Genomic DNA, 20,268 nt, shown 5'->3' with positions numbered 1-20,268 from the left:
CGGGCACGCACGGCGGTGCCCTCCGGTGGAATCGCGCCGGAGGGCACCGTGCCGAGCTGTCGACGGATCAGACGCTGGCGAAGTGCTCGCGGTGATCGCGAACGAACTCTGCGAAGCTCCGCGGCTGCCGGCCGACGATCCGCTCGACGTGGTCGTTGGTGAAGTCGCCCCACCCGGAACCGTAGGCGACCCGGTACTCGGCGAGGACCTCGGCCGACCACTGGTCGAGGCCGGCCTGGAGCAGGCCGTCGCGTGCCTGCTCCGGGCTCTGCGGCACGTAGCGCACCGGCTCGCCGAGGGTGCGGGCGATCTCGTCGGCCGCCTGGTCGAGAGTGATGCTCTCCGGGCCGGTGGGAGTGTAGATCTTGCCCTGGTGCTGCTCCGGCGCGGCGAGAATCGCTGCCCCTGTGGCGGCGATGTCCCGGGCGTCGATCAGGCCGACCCGCGCGTCACCGAAGAGACCGTAGAGGTGCTCACCGGCCTTGGCGCCGAGCAGGTTCTGCATGAAGTGACTCGGGCGCAGGATGGTCCAGGGGATACCGGACTCCTGTAGCTCCGCGTCGGAGAGCGCGTGCAGGCGGCCGTTGCGGGTGGGCGCGTCGTGCGCGGCGCCGATCGCGGAGAGCCGGACGACGTGCCGGACGCCGGCCTGCCGGGCCGCCCACACCGCGTTCATGCTCTGGCTCGGTGCCAGTGGGCCCATCGGCATCAGCAGCCAGAGCGTCGTCACGCCCTCGAAAGCGGCGGTCAGTGTGGTGGGGCGGTCCAGGTCGCCGACGACGTACTCGACCCCATCGAGCCCTGGCGTGCGCGACGCGTCCCGGACGAGGGCGCGCAGCGGCTGCTTGCCGGCCAACTCCCGCAGTACCTCCCGCGACACGGTGCCGTTTGCCCCGGTTATCAGAATGGTCATGGTCATCCTCCTCGGTCAGGCGGACCGAGGTCGGACCACCGGTCGCCGGCACCGACGATATAGTCCAAAACTTGTACCGTCCAATGATTGGACCAAATTATGAAGCGCAGCACACTGAAGGAGCAGGACCCCGACCTCGGGATCCTGGCCGTGCAGCTCTCCGCGCGTGTCCAGCGGGAGATCTTCCGACGCTCGGCGGAGCAGGGGTTCGACGACGTCCGGCCCCGCCACGGCGCGGTCCTCGCGTACCTGGACGCCGAGGGCACCCGCCCCGGCGAACTGGCCCGGCTGGCCGGCCGCAACAAGCAGACGATGGGCGCGATCCTCGACGAGTTGGAACGGCTGGGCTACGTCCGGCGTACGCCCGACCCAGCCGACCGCCGGGCAAAGTTGATCGTGCCGACGGATCGGGGTCTCCGCTTCATCGCGGCCTCCGACGGCTTCGTGCACCTGATCGAGCAGAAACTCGCCGACACGCTCGGCCCCGACCGGTACCGCGACTTCCGAGACGCGCTGGCCCGCGGCGTGGCGAGCCTCCCGGCGACCGGCCCGGACACCGAGGGCTGAGCTGGCATGTGCCGGCGTCAACCGGGTACGCCGCCGTGGCCCCCCGGGGCCGGCGGACCGCCCCGGGCTGACCGCCTTCCACGCAGCCGAGGAGCACCGACATGCCTATCGCGGGGCGGGCCCGACTCACACCGACGGTCTCCCTGGTGCTGCTGGCGTCGGTCCTGGTGTCGTTCCTGGCCGCGTCGGCGGCCCCGACCCCGCTCTACGGTGTGTACCAGGAACGCTGGCACTTCTCGCCGGTCACCACCACTGTGGTGTTCGCCGTCTACGCCCTGGCGGTGCTGGCGTCGCTGCTCACGTTCGGCAGGTTGTCCGACCACGTCGGTCGGCGGCCGGTGCTGGCCGTCGCGATCGCTGTGCAGATGCTCGCGCTTGTCGTCTTCATCGTCGCCAACGGCGTTGCGGCCCTGCTGGTCGCCCGCCTCGTGCAGGGCCTGGCAGCCGGCGCCGCCACCGGCGCGGTGGGCGCCGCCATGCTCGACATCGACCGGGCCCGGGGCACGCTCGCGAACTCGATCGCCCCCGGCATCGGAACCGGAAGCGGCGCCCTGCTCTCGGCGCTCCTCATCCAGTTCCTGCCCGCGCCGACGCGACTGGTGTACGTCGTGCTGCTCGTGATCCTGCTGATCCAGGCCGTCGGGGTCGCGCTGATGCCGGAGACGGTCACCCCGATGGCCGGGGCCCGAGGCAGCCTCCGGCCGGACATCACGCTGCCCCGCTCGGTGCGCCAACCGGTCCTGGTCGTCATCCCGGTGCTCTTCGCGGTCTGGGCGCTGGCCGGGTTCTTCGGCGCGCTCGGCCCGGCGCTGATCCGCAGCCTCATGAACACGTCGATCGTGGTCGGCGGTCTGGTTCTCTTCGTCTTCGCCGTCTTCGGGTCGATCGCCGTGCTGGTCCAGCGCAACACCGCCGCGCGGACCGTGATCCTGACCGGGATCGTCGCGCTCATCCTGGGCATGATCGTCACATTGGTGGCCGTCATGGCGCAGTCCATCCCGGTCTTCTTCGTCGGCCTCGCGCTCGGGGGCGTCGGCTTCGGCAGCGGCTTCCAGGGCAGCCTCAAGACGGTCATGCCGCTGGTCGAGGCACACCAACGCGCCAGCGTGCTGTCAGTGCTCTACGTCGTCTGCTACGTCGGCTTCGGTCTCCCCACGGTGATCGCCGGCTTCCTCGTGGTCTACGCCGGCGGCCTGCCGAGGACCGCCGACGAGTACTCCGTCGCCGTCATCCTCCTCGCCCTGGTCGCCCTGTTGGGCGTGCGCAGGGCCACCAGGATGGCGCCGGGCTGATGCCGGGAGGCCGGCGCCGAGCACTGACGCATCCAGCAGCGTCATGATCAGAAAGGGAGGGGCGATGAGCCCGAAAGTGACCCAGGGCGAGGCGACTGCGACGTCGCGCATCGAGAGCCTGGACGTCAAGCTTGAGGTGATCGTCATCCCGGTCTCGGATGTCGACCGGGCGAAGGCGTTCTACGAACGGCTCGGGTGGCGGCTCGACCAGACCCCGCCCGGCATCGTCCAGTTGACGCCACACGGCTCCCCGTGTTCCGTACAGTTCGGCCCCGGGCTCACGTCGGCGGCACCCGGCTCGGCCATGGCGTACCTGATCGTGTCCGACATCGAGGCTGCCCACGACACACTCGCCGCCGCCGGTGTCGAGGTCGGCGACGTCTTCCACGTCACCCCGGACGGCCCGGTCGACGGGCCGGACCCGCAGCGGCGCAGTTACTTCTCGCGCGCCACGCTGCGCGACCCGGACGGCAACACCTGGCTGATGCAGGAGATCACGACCAGGCTTCCCGGACGCATCGAGGGTGGCCTCACGTCGTTCGGCTCCACGAGCGACCTGGCGAGCGCGCTTCGGCGCGCGGCGGCCGCGCACGGTGAGCACGAGGAACGTACCGGCGAGCACGACGACAACTGGCCCGACTGGTACGCGGCGTACATGGTCAGCGAGCAGTCGGGGGCCAAGCCGCCCGAGTGAGCGACGTCCACGCGTAAGACCTGCTGATCGCGGTGCTGCCGGTGAGTCACCTGATGACTCACCGGCAGCACCGCTCCTCGCTGCGCGCTGTTCGTACGGGCGATGTACGCGAGTTGTACGCCGACCGTCCTACCATCCCCTGGACACGATGATCTTCGATCCAGCGGCACCGCCGGATTCAGAGCTGACCGGGTGGGTGCCGTGCCTCGTCGCCTGTGTGCGGTCCCCCGGCCGCCGGTAGGGAGGAGACCTCGATGACGAGTCCTGGTGCGGGCGGTGCGATGCCGTGACGCGGGTACGGTTTCTCGCCCTCGGCCCGCTGCACGCCGAGGTCGGCAGAGAGTGGCTCGACCTCGGGCCCGTCCGGCAACAGGCGGTCTTCGCGATCCTGCTGTTCAACGCGAACCGCGTTGTCACACCGGCGTCGATCCTGCAGGGAGTCTGGGGCGGCCAGGCCCCGGCGACCGGCACGAAGCTGATCCCGCCGTACATCTACCGGCTGCGGCGCACGCTCCAGGCGGCGTGCGTCGGCAGCGACGGTCCCGCGATCGACAGTTCCCGGATCGGCTACCGGCTGCGTCTCGGGTCGGCCCGCACCGACGTCGCGGACTTCGACGACGCGGTTGAGCGGGCGGCTGCCGCCGAGACGGCCGGCGACCTCGCCGGGGCCGCGGCGCTACTGGCCGAGGCCGAGCAGAGCTGGGCGGGCGAGCCGTTGGCGGGCCTGACCGGTCCGTACGCGGAGAGCCGTCGGCAACACCTGCTCGAACGCCGCGTCGTCTGTTTGGAACACCGGCTGGAACTGCACCTGCGGCTGGGCGACTGCCACCGGGCGATCCCCGCGCTCATCGCCTTGCAGGCGGAGTATCCCCTGCGGGAACGGCTGGCGATCATGCTGATGACCGCCCTGTACCAGACCGGCAGGCAGGGCGAGGCGATGGATGTGTTCGGCGCCTTCCGTACCCGCCTCGCGACCGAGTTGGGCGTCGAGCCGACCCCGGCGCTGCTCGCGGCGTACACCTCGATGTTGCGCGGCGACCTGGGCCCGCCCTGGGTGTCGGGCCGTTTTCCCGAAGGACCCGCCCGGGCACGGGCGGCCACCACCACGTGATGCGCGGCGATGCCGCGCGGTGAGGCGGAGCAGATGGACGACGGCCTTGCCCCGGTGCAGCCGGGGGACGCCGGATGGTTTCTGGGTCACTCCCTGCGGGAGCGGCTGACCGGCGCGGTGCCCACCGGCCCCGTCGACGAGGATCTCGGCCGGATCCGGCTGAAGATGTGGCTGGACGAGCCGGTGCACGCGAGGCGGCCCGACCTGATCCGGCAGCGGCTGGCCCAGCACGGGCTCGACGAGGCCGGTCTGATCCGGGTCCTGGGCGAGCAGCCCGAGACCGTTCGGGCCCGGTTCGACACGGCACCGGATTACGCCCGGCGGCTGGTCGAGGCCGCGCGGCGACATCCGGCCGCCACTGTGGCGCCCGGCCACGGCGCGGCCGGACACGATGACAGCGCGGGATTCGCGGCGCTCGTCGCGCCACTGATCGCCGCCGCACTCGAACGGTTGGGCGCGCGGGTGGCGGCGCTCGTCGACGGCCACCCGCACCTGTCCGCCGAGGCGCTGACCACGCGGTTGGGCCCGGGGCCGGTCGACACCGTCAACATGCTGGTGGCCCGGACGATGGCGCTGGAACTCAACGTGCTGCGGATTCGGGGCGAGCTGTCCGGGAGCAGCCCGCACGAGCGCTTCCACGACTTCCTGCACCGGTTGGAGCAGCCGCAGCACGCGTTGCGCCTGCTGCGCGAATATCCGGTGCTGGCCCGGGATCTGGTGCGGGTCGTTGACAACTGGGAGGCCAGCCGGCTGGAGTTCGCCGAGCGCGTCGTCGCCGACCACGCGGAGCTGTCCGACCGGTGCGGCGGGCCGGACTCGCTCGGCGACCTGGCCGAGGTGAGCTTCGGGGCGGGGGACAACCATCGGGGCGGTCGCTCGGTGGCGGTCGTCCGCTTCGCGACCGGCGCGCGGGTGATGTACAAGCCCCGGCGCCTCCAGGTCGACTGCCACTTCCAACACCTGTTGGCCTGGCTCAACGAGCGTGGCGCGCACCCCGCGCTGCGGACGTTCTGGGTCGTCGACCGCGAGGTGTACGGGTGGACCGAGTTCGTCGAGAGCGGACCCTGCGCCGACCGCGACGCCCTCGGCCGGTTCCATCGGCGGCAGGGCGCGCTCCTGGCCCTGTTGCAGGCCCTCGGCGCGACGGATTTCCATCAGGAGAATGTGATCGCCTCCGGTGAGCACCCGATGCTCATCGATCTGGAGGCGATGCTGCACAACTGGCAGTGGGAGCGGCCGATCGGTGACCAGGCGGGCTACCTGCAGAGCGTCGGGGTCGGGTTGATGAGCAGGTCCGTCGTCACTGTGGGGCTGCTGCCGGCACCCGTGCTCTGGACCGAGGGCAACCAGGTCAACCAGTTCGACATGAGCGGGATGTCCGGGGCCGGTGGGCAGTTGACCGCCCGGCCGGTCACGGTCTGGGACGGGTTCGGCACCGACGAGATGCGCCTGGACCGGCGGCGGGTCCCGCTGCCCGGTTCGGGGAACCTGCCCACCCTCGGCGAGCAGCGTCTGGACGTGACGGAGTTCGCGCCCGAGATCGGCGACGGATACCGCACGCTCTACCGGATCCTGCTGCGACACCGGGACGAGTTGCTGGGGCCGTCCGGCCCGTTGGCCGCGTTCGCGCACGACGAGGTGCGGGTGGTCCTGCGCGCCACCGAGTCGTACGTCCGGCTGCTCGCCGAGGCGCAGCACCCGGACCTGCTGCGGGACGCGTTGGACCGGGACCGGTACTTCGAGAACCTGTGGGCCGGGCACGAGGACCGCGAGGACCGCGACCTCCTCATCGCCGCGGAACTGGCCCAGATGTACGCAGGCGACGTGCCGATCTTCGTGACCACACCGTCGTCGACGGACCTCACCGGCGGCGACGGCACCGTGGTGCCGGGGGCACTGCGCCAGACCGGCCTGGACGCGGTCCGCGACCGACTGGTGGGCATGTCCGAAGACCACCTGGCCCAGCAGAGCTGGATCATCGAAGCCTCGCTCACCGCGCTGATCATGGGAGACCCGTCACGGTGGCGTCCAGCGAGCCGCCCGGGCGCGGTGGTCCTGCCGCCGCTGGTCGTACCCGCGACTGTCGTGCACTCGCCTGTTGCCCCCGCGACGGTCGCACCTGAGCGCTTCGTCGACGCGGCGCGCATCATCGGGGATCGGTTGCTGGCGACCGCGCTCACCGAGGACGACCGGATCTGCTGGCTGGGCCTGAGCCTGATCGCCGACAAGGTGTGGATGCTCGGCCCGAGCGCGATGGACCTCTACAACGGCATCAGTGGCATCGCCCTGTTCCTCGCCCGGCTGGCGGACGTCACCGGCGACACTGTCTACCGACAGGCCGCCGACCGGGCCGCCACGATGATGCTCCGCGAGGCGCGGAGCTGGCTCGCCGGCCCGACCGCGACCGCGGGCGTCGGTGGCTTCGACCACCTGGGCGGTTCGGTGTACGCCCTGAGCCACCTCACCGCTGTCCTGGACCGCGCCGACCTGGTCGACACCGCCGTGGGCCTGGCCGCGTCGATGGTCACGCACGCCACCGATAGCCGCGAGTACGACATCATCAACGGCAGCGCCGGCGGGCTGCTGGCCCTGCTGTCGCTGCACCGGGTCACCGCGGACCCCAGCCTGCTCGACGGCGCCCGGACGCTGGCCCGGCACACGCTCAGCGGTGCACGGCCGGTCGGCGACGGGGTCGGCTGGTCCGGCACCCTCTACGCGGACACGCCGCTGGCCGGCTTCTCCCACGGCGCGTCCGGTATCGCGACCGCCCTGGCCCGATGGGACCGGTACACCGGGACGCACGAGCATCGCGACGCGGTCGACGCGGCGCTGCGCTACGAACGCACCGCATACGACGAGGCGACCGGCAACTGGCGCGACCTACGCCCGGACACGCCAGAAGGCGACTCCATGGTCGCCTGGTGCCACGGCGCGGCCGGGGTCGCGATGGCCCGCGCCGAACTCCTGGGCTACGCCACCGACGACGCGCTGGTGCGCGACGACCTGCGGCGTGCGCTGACGGCGGCGCTGGAGCCGAGCAACCTGCTGCACAACCACTCGATCTGCCACGGGGACCTCGGCAACGCCGAGGCGGCGCTGGCCGCCGCCCGAGCCCTCGGGGACGACGAGGCGGCCCGGCGCGCCGCCGCGATCGCGGCGACCGCCGTCGTGGACATCGAGAATCGTGACTGGCGGTGCGGCGTGCCCCGGGGAGTGGAGACACCGGGGCTGATGAGCGGCCTGGCCGGCATCGGCTACGCGCTCCTGCGCTGGGCCGACCCGGCGGGTGTGCCGTCGGTGCTGCTGCTGGAGCCGCCGACCGACCATCGCGGTGCCATCGATCTGCCATAGCGCGGTCCTACGGTTCCGCCCGTGGAGGTCCATCCACGTATCGCGCTTCACCACCTATAGATCGGAGTTTCACATGGACTACATCAGGGCGTGGAAGGACCCGGTCTACCGGGCGTCCCTCAGCGCCGAGGACCGGGCCAGCCTGCCGGCGAACCCGGCCGGCTTCGTCGAGCTGAACGACCAGGAGCTCGACGGCGCCGACGGCGGCACGTGGACCCCGACTCCCACGATCACCGTGGTCACCGGGGCCGCCGGCTGCTTCTCCTTCAACGGCACCTTCTGCAACGGCACCTGCGCGGCGTTCACCGCCGGCTGCTGCGGCTGACCGAACCACCTCGGCGGCGAACCCGAACCGTCCCGCACGGACGCGTTTCCTCGCCGGCACACCCCGAATTCCCTGAGGAGAGCCCTTAATGAACATCGTGCAAGCCTGGAAGGACCCCGAGTACCGGGCGAGCCTTTCCGCCGAGCAGTTGGCGGCGCTGCCGGAGCACCCCTGCGGCGTCGTCGAGCTCGGTGACGACGTCCTCGCGCACATCGCCGGCGCGCGTACCGAGGGACTGTGGACCCTCGGCTGCTGCGGCGGCTTCACCGCCCGGGAGACCCCGTGCGGTTCCTGTGGCGCGACGTGCGGCGGAACCACCTGTGGCACCTGCCAGACGCAGTCGACCTGTGGTCTGTGCACCGCCTGATCCACCCGCTTGACCGGCGGTGCCCGGACGCCTGAGGTGTCCGGGCACCGCCGGCCGCGAGACCCGACCGCTGCGCGAGAGAGAGCACCCCCGATGACGCAGTCGCACCTGCCCGGCCACGACCCGGTGGACGTTTCGAACCCCTGCTGGTACCTGGCGTACTCCCTGCCGGAGAGGCTCGGCGGCGCGGCGCCGACCGGCTCGGTGGACGAGGACCGGGGACGGCTCCGGCTCGATCGGTGGAAGAACGAACCGGTCTTCGCCGGTGACACGGACCTGTTCGAGAGCTGGCTCGACGCCCTCGACCTCGACGAGCCCACGCTGGCCACTGTGCTCGGCGAGACGCCGGAGACGGTCCGCAGCAGGTTCGCCGACATCCCGGACTACGTGCGCACCATCGAGCGCGCATGGCGCGACCACCGGCCGGGCGAGACCGCTGACGCCGACCACCACGACCACGACCATGACCACCACCACGAGCCGCACCCGCACGCCGCGTTCGTCGAGCTGGTGCGCCCGCTGGTGGACGACGGCGTCCGCCGGGTACGCGAGGCGGTGCACGCGGCCTGCGCGGGTACGCCGGGACCACACCTGGATGCCGACCTGCTCGCCGACCAACTCTGCGAGCCGCCCTACGGGGCGATCAACCTGCTGGTCGGCCGGGTGCTCGTGCTGGAGCTCAACGTCCTGCGGTTGCAGGGGCAGTTGGAGGGGGAGACCTCGCAGCAGCGCTTCCAGGACTTCGCCCGGCGGCTACGCGACCCGAAGTACACGCTCGACGTCCTGATGGAGTACCCGGTGCTGGCCCGGGACGCGACAATCCTCATCGACAACTGGGTGGACGCCCGCATCGAGTTCGCCCAGCGCCTCACCGCCGACGCCACCGCGCTGACCGCCAGACTGGGCGACCCGGCGGAGCTGGGCAGCGTGACGGAGGTGTCGTTCGGCGCCGGTGACTCCCACCGCGGTGGTCGCTCGGTCGGGTTCGTCCGCTTCGCCAACGGCGCCCGCGCTGTCTACAAGCCCCGAGGGCTGCAGGTCGAGCTGCACTTCCAGCAACTGCTGGACTGGCTCAACGCGCGCGGCGCGCAACCGTCGCTGCGCACCATGTGGGTGCTCGACCGCGGTGACTACGGCTGGTCGGAGTTCGTCACCGCCGGGCCGTGCGCCGATCACGACGCGCTGCGCCGCTTCTACACCCGGCAGGGCAGCTACCTGGCGCTGCTGCACAGCCTCGCGGCCGTCGACTTCCACCTGGAGAACATCATCGCCGCCGGCGAGCACCCGATGCTCGTCGACCTGGAAGCCCTCTTCCATCCGCAGGGCGAGCAGACGGACCAGCAGATCGGCGTCTCGGCGGAGTCGTTCCGGACGATGCGGGAGTCGGTCCTGGAGGTCGGGCTCCTGCCCCGGCCCATCATCTACCAGGACGACGACGGCGTCGGCGGCGTCGACTTCAGCGGCCTGGCCGGCACCGCCGGGCAGCTCACGCCCACCCCGGTCGCCACCTGGGAGGAATCCGGCACCGACGAGATGCGCCTGGTCCGCAAGCGGATCGAGATGGGCGGCGGGCAGAACCTGCCCAGCCTGAGCGACACGGCACACCACACCCTCGACTTCAGCGCCGACATCATGGCCGGGTTCGAGCAGACCTACCGGCTGCTGCACCGCCACCGCGACGAGTTGCTGGCACCCGACGGGCCGGTGGCCGCGTTCGCCGGTGACGAGGTACGCGTGATCCTGCGCGCCACCCGCACCTACGGCAAGCTGTTGCAGGAGAGCCGCCACCCCGACCTGCTGCGCAACGCGCTGGACCGGGAGCGGTTCTTCAGCTTCCTCTGGTTGCAGGAGGAGTGGCCCGGCGCCGAGGCCCGTATCGCCACCGCCGAGCAGGCGCAGCTCAGTCGCGGCGACATCCCCTTCTTCAGCACGACGCCCGCCTCGCACGACTTCGTCGCCGGAGACGGCTCGGTGGTCGCCGGGGTGCTGCCCAGCAGCGGTCTGGAGCGGTCGCGGCAGCGCATCGACGCCCTCTCCGAAACGCACCTGGCCCAGCAGACCTGGATCCTGCGCAGCTCGCTCGCGGCGCTGACGATGGGCGTGGAGAGTCAGGGGCAGTGGTCGGAGTACCAGGTCAGCGCCGCCACCGTTCCCGCCGACGTGGACCGGTTCATCGCCGCCGCGGTTGCCGCCGGCGATCGGCTGCTGCTGTCGGCCGACACCGGCGAGGACTCGATCGCCTGGCTCGGGCACACCCTGGTGGCCGACAAGATCTGGCAGCTCGGCCCGGTCGGGATCGACCTCTACAGCGGGCTGTCCGGGATCGCGCTGTTCCTCGGCTACCTCGGCGAGGTCAGCGGCGAGCAGCGCTTCCGCAGCGCGGCGGAGGTAGCCGCCGGAATGTTGGTACGTCAGATCGACCTGCTCGACGAGACGCCGACGGAGAGCCTGGAGAACTTCACAGTGGGCGCCTTCAACGAGTTGGGCGGACCGCTGTACGCGTTGAGTCACCTGGGCGCACTGTGGCAGCGCGACGACCTGTTGGACGCCGCCGGCCGCATCGTTCCCGTCCTGCTGCACCTCGCGCCGCAGGACGAGGCGTACGACGTGATCAGCGGCGCGGCCGGAGCGATCCTCGCGCTGCTGGCGCTGCACGCGGCACGGCCGTCGGAGCCGGTCCTCGACGCGGCCCGCACGTTCGCCCGGATCCTGGCGGACAAGGCCGAGCCGGCCGGCGACGGCATCGGCTGGGCGGGCGCGGTGAACCCGAGTCGGCCGCTTGCGGGTTTCTCACACGGCGGGTCCGGCATCGCTGTCGCCCTGGCCCGGTTGGACCGCGCCCTCGGCAACCGCGACCACCTACCGCTGGTCGAGGGAGCGATGCGCTACGAACGCTCGGCCTTCGACCCGGAGCACATGTGCTGGCTCGACCTGCGCGACACCACGCCGGAGCGGTATTCCATGGTCGCCTGGTGCCACGGCGGGCCCGGCATCGCGCTCGCCCGCGCAGACCTGGCCGGCTACGTCGACGACCACGAACTGCTCGACCGCGACCTCTCCGACGCCAGCACCGGCATGCTGCGCTTCGGCCTGACCGGCGAGGTCATCACCGGCACCGGCAACCACAGCATCTGCCACGGCGACCTCGGTAACGTCGAGGCCCTGCTGGCCGCCGCACGGGTCCGCGGCGACGAGGACGCCGCCCGGCAGGCCGAGCTTGTGGCCGCCAGCATCCTGGACTACATCGACCGGGACGGCTGGCTGTGTGGCGTTCCACTCGGCGCGGAGACTCCCGGCCTGATGAGCGGCATCGCCGGCATCGGCTACAACCTGCTGCGCCTGGCCCTGCCGGACCGGGTCCCGTCGATCCTGCTGGTCGAGCCTCCGATCCCGGCGGTGGGCGGTGACCGGCGTGGCTGAGCAGCAGGTCTGGCCGTACCGCCCGCAGGCGTTGGCGACCTACCGCGATGGCGTGCACGACGGCCCCGCACGCAGCCCGATCCGGTCCTCCGGACGGCCGCTGGTCGCGCTCGCCGTGCTGCTCCTGGTCGGCCTGGGCTTCGCGGCGGTGATGCGGGTGCCGCGCACCGTCGACGGCGCGGCGATCGGTGCCGACGGGTCGAACCTGGTCTCCATGTTCGCCGGACGCCTCGACCCCGAGCCGGCGCAGGGCACTGAGGTCACACTGGTCCAGGAGGGCGGACGGGCGACCCTGCGGGTCGTCCGGGCCGAGGTCGTCGTCGACGACGCCGCAGCTCGGCGCTGGAACATCCCGGCGGAGGTGGCCCGGCCGGTCACCATCGTCCTGCTCTCCGGTGAGACGCAGCAGACCTTCGGCCGGCTCAGTCTCGTGGTCGCCAACCCCACACTGCTGGAGTTGGTGCCGGGCGTTGGGAGGGTCCTCCGATGACGCCGAGCTGGCTGCGACAGCGCCGCCGGGTGCCGATCATGCTCCAGATGAGCGCCACCGAATGCGGCGCCGCGTGCCTGGCCATGGTCTTCAGCTCCTACCGGCGGTGGACCTCCGTCGCCGAGTGCCGCGAGCAGTTGGGCATCGGCCGCGACGGCGCCACGGCGTTGCAGATGACCCAACTCGCCCGCCGGACGGGCATGCGGGCCCGAGGTGTCAGCGTCGACCTCGAGGGACTGCCGCAGCTGCGGCTGCCCGCGATCGTGCACTGGAACTTCCGGCACTATCTGGTGCTGGAGCGGTGGGACCGACGCGGCGCCGTCGTCGTCGACCCGGGGATGGGCCGGCGGCGGATGAGCCGCGAGGAGTTCGGCGAGGGCTTCACCGGCATCGCCATCGAACTGACCCCCGGTGAGGAGTTCGAGCGCCGTCCCAGCCCGGGACGGCTGGCCTCGCTGCGGTTCGCCCGCAGCATGCTGACCTTCTCCCGTCCGCTGCTCGGCCTGGTCCTGGTCGTCTCGCTGCTGCTCCAACTGGCGGTGCTGCTGCCGGCACTGATCACCAAGTTCGCTGTCGACACGGTGATCGGGAAGGGGCAGGTCGAGGCCCTGACCGTCCTCGGCCTCGGCATGCTCCTGTTGTTGGCCACCCAGGGCGTCGGTACCTACGCCCGAGGTGTCGCTCTCAACGTGCTGCACGCCCGCATGGACGACACCATGATGCGGCGTTTCTTCGACCACCTGCTCGCCCTGCCGTACTCGTACTTCCAGCTGCGCAGCAGCGGCGACCTGCTGATGCGGATGTCCAGCAACACAGTCATCCGCGACCTGGTGACCAGCCAGACGATGTCGCTCGTCCTCGACGGACTGTTCGTCGTCGTCTACATCGGCATGCTCCTGGCGTTCACACCGCTCTACGCCTGGCTGGTGCTCGGCCTGGGTCTGCTGCAACTCGGCGCGATCGTGGCGACGTACCGGGCCATGCGCGAACGCACACATCGGGACATCGCCGCCCAGGCCGAGGAGCAGAACTACGCGGTCGAGGTGCTGGCCGGCGCCGAGACGGTGAAGGCGATGGGCGCCGAGCAGCAGGTCCTCGGCCGCTGGTCCGGGCTGTTCCAGACCCGGCAGTTCGCCTCGCTGCACCGCCGTCAGCTGGAGACCGGGTTGGAGGCGACGCTCGGGGTGTTCCGCATGGGCTCGCCGCTGCTCCTGCTGTGGGTCGGCGCGCACCAGGTCGTCGCCGGCGCGATGTCGCTGGGCACCATGCTGGCGCTCAACGCTCTCGCCGCTGCCGTGCTCACCCCGCTGATGGGCCTGGTCAACACGGCCCGTCAACTACAGACGGTCGGCACCCACCTGGAACGGATCCGGGACGTGATGGACGAGGCCGCCGAGCAGGACCGGTCCACGTCTGAGCCACCGGGCCGCATCTCCGGGCAGGTGACGCTCAGCGGAGTCGGCATGCGCTACAGCGCCAACGCCGCCTGGGCCGTACGCGGGGTCGACCTCTCCATTCCGGCCGGCGCGAAGGTGGCGCTGGTCGGACGGACCGGTTCGGGTAAGACGACGCTCGCCAAGACGATCATCGGACTGTACGTGCCCAGTGAGGGCGAGGTCCGCTTCGACGGCCGTCTCCTCCAGGACCTCGACTTCCGCGAGCTGCGCCGTTGGTGTGGCATGGTCACCCAGGAGCCCGCCCTGTTCGCCGGATCCGTCCGCGACAACATCTCCCTCGGGCACCCGTCGGCGAGCTACGACGAGGTCGTCCTCGCCGCCGAGCGCGCGCAGATCCACGACGAGATCATGGCGATGCCGATGGCGTACGAGACCCGACTCACCGAGGGCGGTGGAGGGCTCTCCGGCGGTCAACGACAACGGCTGGCCCTCGCCCGTGCCCTCGTGCACAACCCGCCGCTGCTCCTGCTCGACGAGGCGACCAGCCACCTGGACGTGGTCACCGAGCGTCGGGTGGACGACATCCTCTCGGCGCTGTCGTGCACCAGGATCGTCATCGCGCACCGGTTGAGCACAGTGCTCAACGCGGACCTGATCGGTGTGATGGAGGAGGGTTCCCTGGTGGAGCAGGGCACGCACGACGAGTTGATCGCGCACGGGCGCTACTACGAGGCGCTGATCCGCGACCAGCTCCAGACGGCCCGGCCGCTGTAGCCGGGCGTCTCACTCGGGCGGGGTCACCGGGCCGGAGTGGCCGGGTACGACGCGTGCCAGCAGCTGCCGCACCACGTCGGCGGCCGGGTCGCCCAGGTCGTCGTAGATCCGGATGGCCCGCTGCCATGCTTCTGCGGCGGCCGGAGGGTCCGCCATCGCCTCGCGCGCCTCGCCGAGCCGGACGAGGGTCAGCCCTTCGTGATAGCGGTTGGCCGATTCCTGGAAGCGTTGGACGGACTGCTCGTAACAGACCGCCGCCCTGGCCGGGTCACCGAGCCGGTGGTACGCGAAGCCCAGACTGTCCAACGTCGCGGCCTGCCCGACGCGATCGTCGATCGCCTCCTGCTGGGCCAACGCCTCGGCGCAGTCGACGACGGCCTGGTGGTAGTCGCCGGTCAGGGCGTGCAGGTAACCCTTGACGTTCAGCGCGCGCGCCTCGGCGTACCGGTTGCCGATGAGCTGCGAGACCCGCAGCGCCTCGGCGCTGTGCTTGAGAGCCTCGTCCAGTCGGCCGTACTGGGTGCAGTGCTCGGTGTACTGGCGCAGGATCAGCGCCAGGCTGTCCAGGTCCTCAAGCTGCTCGTACAGTTCGAGCGCCCGCTGTACGTGGTGCTCGGCCGCGTGCTGGTCGCCGAGCCGCATGAGCGCGCGCGCGAGCATCCGGCTGGCCTGCGCCTGCGCCCGGACGTCGCCGATCCGCTGCGCCGCCGCGAGCGCCGCCTGCTGGGCCGCGAGCTGCTCCTGGAACATGCCCCGAGGCGCGAGGTACGCGGCCAGGGCCCAGGCGAGCTGGCAGGCGTACCGCTCGAAGCCGGTCTCGGCGGCCTGACGCAGCACCCGCAGCAGGACGGGGTGCTCGGCGTGGAACCAGGCCGCCGCGACGACCCGATCGGGCATCGGCACGTGCACGTTCGCCGGCATCGGCGCTTCCAGCTCGATGGGTGCCCAGGTCGGCTGGAGCGACACCGCGCCGGGGTGCGCGCTGTGCAGGTAGTGGTCGTACATCCGGCGCGCGGCGGCCTGTCGCTCCTCGGCCAGGTCGGATGCCTGGGCCAGTTCGGCCGCGTACGAGCGGAGCAGGTCGTGCAGGGCGTACCGCTCGGGTAGGTGCTCGGTCAGCAGGTGCAGCCGGGTCAGCTCCTTCAGCAGCGGGGTGACGGCCGCCCGGGGGCGGCCGAGCAGCGCGGCGGCGGCATCTCCGGTCAGGTCGGGGCCCGGGTGCAGGCCCAGCAGGCGCAGCAGGCGGGCCGCCTCGGTGCTCAGTGCTCGGTAGGACCAGGAGAAGATCCGGCGGACGTCCCCGTCGGCCAGCTGCTCCAGCCGGGACTCTGACGGGCGTAGTTGGGCCGCGACGGCGTCGATCGGGAAGGTGGACCGGGCGGTCAGCCGGGCCGCCACGATGGACAGGGCGAGCGGGAGGCGGCCGGTCGACTCGATCAGCTCGCTGGTCGCCGCCGGTTCCGCCGCCACCCGGTCGTCACCCAGCCGGCTGCGGAGCAGCCTCGTCGACTCGGCGGCCGTCAGCACCTCCAGCGTCAACGGTCGGGCGCCCTCGGCCACGGCGAGGCTGCTGAGCTGGTCGCGGCTGGTCACCAGGACCGCGCACCGACCCACGCCGGGCAGCAGCGGCCGTACCTGGTCGGCGTCGCGCGAGTTGTCGAGGACGACGAGCATCCGACGTGAGGCCAGCAGGCTGCGGTACAGCCCGGCCCGAGCGTCGACGCTGCTGGGGATGCGGCCGACGGGTACGCCGAGCGCCTCGAGGAAGTCGACAAGGGCATCGGCGGGGGACACCGCGTCCGCGTCGTCGTAGCCCCGGAGGTTGACGTACAGCTGGCCGTCGGGAAAGCGTTCGGCGGCGCGATGGGCCCAGTGCAGCGCGAGCGTCGTCTTCCCCACGCCGGCCATGCCGCTGATGGTGACGATGTCCACTGTGGCGGGCCGTTCGGGTCGGGCGCCGAGGGTCGCGTCGAGGAGGTCGAGTTCGGCGTTGCGCCCGACGAAACCGGGCAGGGCCAGTGGCAGCTGCTGAGGGCGGCCCGGCGACGCGTCGTCCGCCGGCCCGGTCGTCGCGCCCTGCTGGCCGAGGCGGTGGTGCAGGATGTCGTCGTGCAACCGGGTCAGCTCGGGGCCGGGGTCCATCCCGGTCTCCTCGGCCAGCGCGCGCCTGGCCTGCTGGAAGGCTGCCAGAGCCCCGGCGATGTCGCCGATCTGGTAGAGGCCGGTCATGAGTTGGGACCAGGCCCGTTGCCGCAGTGGGTGACGATCGAGCAGCGCCCGCAACCGGGGGATCACCTGGGCTGCCTCGCCGAGCGCGAGTCGCGCCGCGGCGTGGTCCTCCTCGGTCAGCAGCCGCCGCTCCGTGATCCGCGCGACTCGGCCGGTGAGGAGCCGGGGCAGCGGCAGCCCGGCGAGGGCGGGCCCCCGCCACATGCCGAGCGCGAGGGCCAGCTCCGGCTGCGCCGCCGCCGGGTCGCCGGCGGCCAGCGCTGCCCGTCCGCGCGCCGCCGCCGCGTCGAACCGGTCCACGTCCCGCTCGTCCGCGTCGACGCGAAGCAGGTAGCCGCCCGGTGTGGTGAGGATCCGGCGGCGCTCGCCCGCGGCGCAGTCGAGTGCCTGGCGCAGCCCTCGCAGGTAGGTGCGTAGGTTCGCGGCGGCCGAGGCGGGGGGCTGGTCGCCCCACACCAGCGTCATCAGCTCGTTGGCGGAGATCGCCTCACCCGGGCGTAGGAGCAGAGCGGCAAGCACCAGCTGCTGTTTCGTCGACCCGAGGGCGACCGGCCGGCCGTCCCGTGACACTGTCAGCGGCCCGAGCAGGTCGAAGTGGAGGGGCATCCTCACCTCAGGTTGCGGTGCCGGCCGGGCGAGACTGACGATCGTATGAGCATCGATCAATGACGTTAGCATCGATTGAACATGATCTTCATGTTGGTCGGGTGGTCGCCCGCGGGGCCCGGTTCGATCTGTGGCGTGGCGTGGTGGCCTGCCCGCTGGTCGGTCAGCGCAGTCCACGGATGAGGTTGTCGACAAGGGTGCGGGCGAAGTCCTCGGTGAGCGGCAGGTCGGCGATGAGCAGCCGGTGGTAGCAGGCGCCCCAGAGTTGGTCGACGACCGATTCGGGGTCGATGTCGGGCCGTAGCTGCCCCCGGGCCATTGCCCTGCTGAGGGTTTCGACGGCGAGGGCCCGGCGGGGTGCGGAGTAGCGCTCGCGGTAGGCGGCGGCCAGTTCCGGATCGGTCTGCGCCTGTCCGATGAGTTGGCTGATGACCCGCCCGGCGGTGGTGTCCCGCACCAGGTGGACGAAGGCCACGAGCTGGTTGGTCAGGTCGGCGACGATGTCGGCGGTGTCGGCGAAGGCCAGGGTGGGCGCGACGACTGTGAAGTAGCCGTCCAGGGCGAGCGCTCCCTTGGAGGGCCACCACTTGTAGATGGTCATCCGGCTGGCTCCGGCGTGGGCCGCGACCTTCTCGATGGTGAAGCCGGCCATGCCCTCGGCCAGCAGGAGGTCACCGGCCGCCGTGAGGATCTCCGCGCGTACCTGGTCGGCGGGGCGACGGCCGCGACCACGGCGCGCTGGCGTCTGGGCATCCGGGGTGAGCTCGGCCACTGGTCCTCCCGATTATATGGACACGCTGTCTACTGGCTGGTTATATGGACACAGCGTACACAGCGGTGCCCGCACACCACGACGCACCGCGACGACGACCGAAGGAGACGATGGACATGACGGGTCTACGACGGCGACGGTTGGGTGCCTCCGGGCCGGAGGTGTCGATCATCGGGCTCGGCGCGATGGGCATGTCCGACCTGTACGGGCCGGCCGACGAGGCGGAGAGCGTCGCGACGCTGCACGCGGCGATCGACGCCGGTGTGAACCTGATCGACACCGCGGACTTCTACGGGTCGGGTCACAACGAGATGCTGATCGGCCGCGTGCTGCGGGAGCGTCGCCGGGACGAGGTGGTGCTCAGCGTGAAGTTCGGCGCACGCCGGACACCCGACGGCGGCTTCCAGGCGGCACCGTACGACGTGTCGGCGGCGGCCGTGAAGGACCGGCTCGCGTACTCGCTGCGCCGGTTGGGCACCGATCACATCGACATCTACCGGCCGTCGCGGCTGAACCCGCAGGTGCCGATCGAGGAGACGGTGGGCGCGCTGCTGGAGATGCGGCAGGCCGGCTACATCCGGCACATCGGGCTCTCCGAGGTGGGCGCGGACAGCATCCGCAGGGCCGCGGCGGTGGCGCCGATCAGCGACGTCCAGATCGAGTACTCACTGCTCTCCCGGGGCCCGGAGGCCACCATCCTGCCGGCGCTGCGGGAGCTGGGCATCGGGTTGACCGCCTACGGGGTGCTGTCCCGAGGTCTGCTCAGCGGCCACTGGTCTGCCGACCGTGCGCTGACCGGCACGGACTTCCGGGCCAACAGCCCACGCTTCCAGGGCGAGCACCTGGCCGCCAACCTGCGCCTGGTGGACGCGCTCGGCCGGGTCGCACAGCGGCTGGGGGCGACCACCAGCCAGGTGGCGATCGCCTGGGTGGCGGCACAGGGCGAACAGATCGTGCCGTTGGTCGGGGCGCGGCGACGCGACCGGCTGACCGAGTCGCTGGCCGCTGTCGACCTGGTGCTCGACCAGGACACGCTGGACGAGATCGAGCGTGCCGTGCCGGCCGGCGCCGCGTCCGGCCAGCGGTACGCGACCGCCATGATGTCGCTGCTCGACAGCGAGAAGTGAACCTCAGGCAGTTGCCCGCCAGACCCAGTTGCGGCGTTCGTAGAGCGGCACCAGACCGGCCCGGCGCATGTTGTTCAGCGACGGGTTCTGCTGGCCGGGCGCGGGCTTGCCGGTCTCGGCGAACAGCCACCGGCATCCCGCCTCGGCCGCGGCTCGGGCGCGGGCGGCGATCAGCGCCGACTGCGCCCCGAGGCCGCGGTGCCCGGAGGCCGTCGCGGCGGCGTTGAGCGACGCGGCCTCGCCGTGCAGGAACAGGTTGCCGCCCGCGACGAGTTCCTCGTCGTCCCAGGCCGCGTACGGTCGCCACGCCGGCCGGCCGACGGTCGCGGCCAGCATGTCGGTGAGCCCACCGGTCGGCATGCCGAACCCGGTGAGCAGCACGTCGGCCCAGCGACGCGCCTCGGCGGCCGGCACCGGGGCGACGCGCAGACGGGTGTGCGCCGCGGCGACGTCGCCGGGTCGGGCGGCGAGCTTGACCCAGGTGCTGCCCGGCTCGAGCCCGCGTGCGGCAGCGACCTCGTCGAAGCCCGCCGGCAGCACCGACGGAACGAGCTGGAGGACCGCCTGGTCGACGCCCTGCTCCCGGTAGAAGTCGAGGACGGCGTCCAGGGTCCGCACCGTGAACGGCTCGGTGGTGCCGAAGCCGAGGGCCTTGTTCCAGTACCCGCCGGAGGGATCGTTGCGCATGGCCAGGGCGACACCGCCGCCGACGCGGGTGGTCGCGATCCCGAGATCGGTGTACGCGGGCTCGGGCGCCTGCGACTCGTAGGAGTGCATGAATTCGCACTCCACGGCCTCGGCGAGCGGGGTCAGGTCGGCTGGCGCGGTCATCG

General features: G+C 71.7%; 15 protein-coding genes. 11 read left to right on the top strand and 4 right to left on the bottom strand.

The annotated features are described in order from the left end of the window. Window positions 1-67: 67 nt before the first annotated feature. Complete coding sequence (locus tag NIE111_RS09425) at window positions 68-913, bottom strand: SDR family oxidoreductase (protein WP_238684007.1); 846 nt, start codon at window positions 911-913, stop codon at window positions 68-70. A 99-nt stretch (window positions 914-1,012) separates the two neighbouring features. Between NIE111_RS09425 and NIE111_RS09420 the strand changes: the two genes are divergently transcribed. The 10 genes from NIE111_RS09420 (at window position 1,013) to NIE111_RS09375 (ending at window position 14,701) form a co-directional block, all read left to right on the top strand. Continuing rightward, on the top strand, window positions 1,013-1,480 hold the full coding sequence (locus NIE111_RS09420) for a MarR family winged helix-turn-helix transcriptional regulator (protein ID WP_238684006.1): 468 nt from the start codon (window positions 1,013-1,015) through the stop codon (window positions 1,478-1,480). A gap of 101 nt (window positions 1,481-1,581) precedes the next feature. Continuing rightward, window positions 1,582-2,772 carry an MFS transporter gene (locus NIE111_RS09415; RefSeq protein WP_238684005.1) on the top strand — a complete coding sequence of 397 codons (1,191 nt, stop codon included), beginning with the start codon at window positions 1,582-1,584 and terminating at the stop codon, window positions 2,770-2,772. 64 nt (window positions 2,773-2,836) lie between these two features. Continuing rightward, entirely contained in the window at window positions 2,837-3,466 is a 630-nt protein-coding gene (locus tag NIE111_RS09410) for a VOC family protein (protein ID WP_238684004.1), read from the top strand. Window positions 3,467-3,752: 286 nt separating this feature from the next. Next, on the top strand, window positions 3,753-4,577 hold the full coding sequence (locus NIE111_RS09405; protein ID WP_238684003.1) for an AfsR/SARP family transcriptional regulator: 825 nt from the start codon (window positions 3,753-3,755) through the stop codon (window positions 4,575-4,577). A gap of 33 nt (window positions 4,578-4,610) precedes the next feature. Further along, window positions 4,611-7,928 (top strand): type 2 lanthipeptide synthetase LanM family protein, encoded by a 3,318-nt coding sequence (locus tag NIE111_RS09400; protein WP_238684002.1) that lies wholly within the window; start codon window positions 4,611-4,613, stop codon window positions 7,926-7,928. Window positions 7,929-8,001: 73 nt separating this feature from the next. Continuing rightward, complete coding sequence (locus NIE111_RS09395) at window positions 8,002-8,253, top strand: mersacidin/lichenicidin family type 2 lantibiotic (protein ID WP_112603060.1); 252 nt, start codon at window positions 8,002-8,004, stop codon at window positions 8,251-8,253. An 88-nt stretch (window positions 8,254-8,341) separates the two neighbouring features. Further along, window positions 8,342-8,620, top strand: coding sequence for a mersacidin/lichenicidin family type 2 lantibiotic (locus tag NIE111_RS09390; RefSeq protein WP_091399738.1), 279 nt, complete (start codon window positions 8,342-8,344; stop codon window positions 8,618-8,620). A 93-nt stretch (window positions 8,621-8,713) separates the two neighbouring features. Beyond that, window positions 8,714-12,040, top strand: a complete 3,327-nt coding sequence (locus NIE111_RS09385) for a type 2 lanthipeptide synthetase LanM family protein (RefSeq protein WP_238684001.1) — start codon at window positions 8,714-8,716, stop codon at window positions 12,038-12,040. Next, window positions 12,033-12,530, top strand: coding sequence for a hypothetical protein (locus tag NIE111_RS09380; RefSeq protein ID WP_238684000.1), 498 nt, complete (start codon window positions 12,033-12,035; stop codon window positions 12,528-12,530). Before NIE111_RS09385 ends, NIE111_RS09380 begins: the two co-directional genes overlap by 8 nt. Further along, window positions 12,527-14,701 carry a peptidase domain-containing ABC transporter gene (locus NIE111_RS09375; protein ID WP_238683999.1) on the top strand — a complete coding sequence of 725 codons (2,175 nt, stop codon included), beginning with the start codon at window positions 12,527-12,529 and terminating at the stop codon, window positions 14,699-14,701. Before NIE111_RS09380 ends, NIE111_RS09375 begins: the two co-directional genes overlap by 4 nt. 9 nt (window positions 14,702-14,710) lie before the next feature. On the opposite strand, the gene NIE111_RS09370 is transcribed toward NIE111_RS09375, so the two are convergent. Beyond that, on the bottom strand, window positions 14,711-17,536 hold the full coding sequence (locus tag NIE111_RS09370) for an AfsR/SARP family transcriptional regulator (protein ID WP_238683998.1): 2,826 nt from the start codon (window positions 17,534-17,536) through the stop codon (window positions 14,711-14,713). Between the two features lie 163 nt (window positions 17,537-17,699). Beyond that, window positions 17,700-18,308: a TetR/AcrR family transcriptional regulator gene (locus tag NIE111_RS32220; RefSeq protein ID WP_238683997.1), complete on the bottom strand. Its 609-nt coding sequence runs from the start codon at window positions 18,306-18,308 to the stop codon at window positions 17,700-17,702. A gap of 116 nt (window positions 18,309-18,424) precedes the next feature. Between NIE111_RS32220 and NIE111_RS09360 the strand changes: the two genes are divergently transcribed. Continuing rightward, a complete protein-coding gene (locus tag NIE111_RS09360) occupies window positions 18,425-19,435 on the top strand; it encodes an aldo/keto reductase (RefSeq protein WP_238683996.1) in 1,011 nt (336 codons plus the stop codon). Between the two features lie 3 nt (window positions 19,436-19,438). Here the strand turns inward: NIE111_RS09360 and NIE111_RS09355 are convergent, their stop codons facing one another. Further along, window positions 19,439-20,266, bottom strand: coding sequence for a hypothetical protein (locus tag NIE111_RS09355; protein WP_238683995.1), 828 nt, complete (start codon window positions 20,264-20,266; stop codon window positions 19,439-19,441). Window positions 20,267-20,268 lie beyond the last annotated feature (2 nt).

The sequence above is a fragment of the Micromonospora hortensis genome, from assembly GCF_022230935.1.
Taxonomy (GTDB): domain Bacteria; phylum Actinomycetota; class Actinomycetes; order Mycobacteriales; family Micromonosporaceae; genus Micromonospora; species Micromonospora hortensis.
The sequence above is the reverse complement of the archived record's forward strand: the minus strand, read 5'-3'. Positions and strand labels throughout refer to the sequence as shown.

Excerpts from the sequence above, each read along its gene's own strand:
- NIE111_RS09420 (WP_238684006.1), top strand. The coding sequence starts at position 1,013 with ATGAAGCGCAGCACACTGAAGGAGCAGGACCCCGACCTCGGGATCCTG.
- NIE111_RS09375 (WP_238683999.1), top strand. The coding sequence starts at position 12,527 with ATGACGCCGAGCTGGCTGCGACAGCGCCGCCGGGTGCCGATCATGCTC.
- NIE111_RS09425 (WP_238684007.1), bottom strand. The coding sequence starts at position 913 with ATGACCATTCTGATAACCGGGGCAAACGGCACCGTGTCGCGGGAGGTA.
- NIE111_RS09415 (WP_238684005.1), top strand. The coding sequence starts at position 1,582 with ATGCCTATCGCGGGGCGGGCCCGACTCACACCGACGGTCTCCCTGGTG.
- NIE111_RS09395 (WP_112603060.1), top strand. The coding sequence starts at position 8,002 with ATGGACTACATCAGGGCGTGGAAGGACCCGGTCTACCGGGCGTCCCTC.
- NIE111_RS09385 (WP_238684001.1), top strand. The coding sequence starts at position 8,714 with ATGACGCAGTCGCACCTGCCCGGCCACGACCCGGTGGACGTTTCGAAC.
- NIE111_RS09400 (WP_238684002.1), top strand. The coding sequence starts at position 4,611 with ATGGACGACGGCCTTGCCCCGGTGCAGCCGGGGGACGCCGGATGGTTT.
- NIE111_RS09390 (WP_091399738.1), top strand. The coding sequence starts at position 8,342 with ATGAACATCGTGCAAGCCTGGAAGGACCCCGAGTACCGGGCGAGCCTT.
- NIE111_RS09355 (WP_238683995.1), bottom strand. The coding sequence starts at position 20,266 with ATGACCGCGCCAGCCGACCTGACCCCGCTCGCCGAGGCCGTGGAGTGC.
- NIE111_RS09370 (WP_238683998.1), bottom strand. The coding sequence starts at position 17,536 with ATGCCCCTCCACTTCGACCTGCTCGGGCCGCTGACAGTGTCACGGGAC.
- NIE111_RS09360 (WP_238683996.1), top strand. The coding sequence starts at position 18,425 with ATGACGGGTCTACGACGGCGACGGTTGGGTGCCTCCGGGCCGGAGGTG.
- NIE111_RS09410 (WP_238684004.1), top strand. The coding sequence starts at position 2,837 with ATGAGCCCGAAAGTGACCCAGGGCGAGGCGACTGCGACGTCGCGCATC.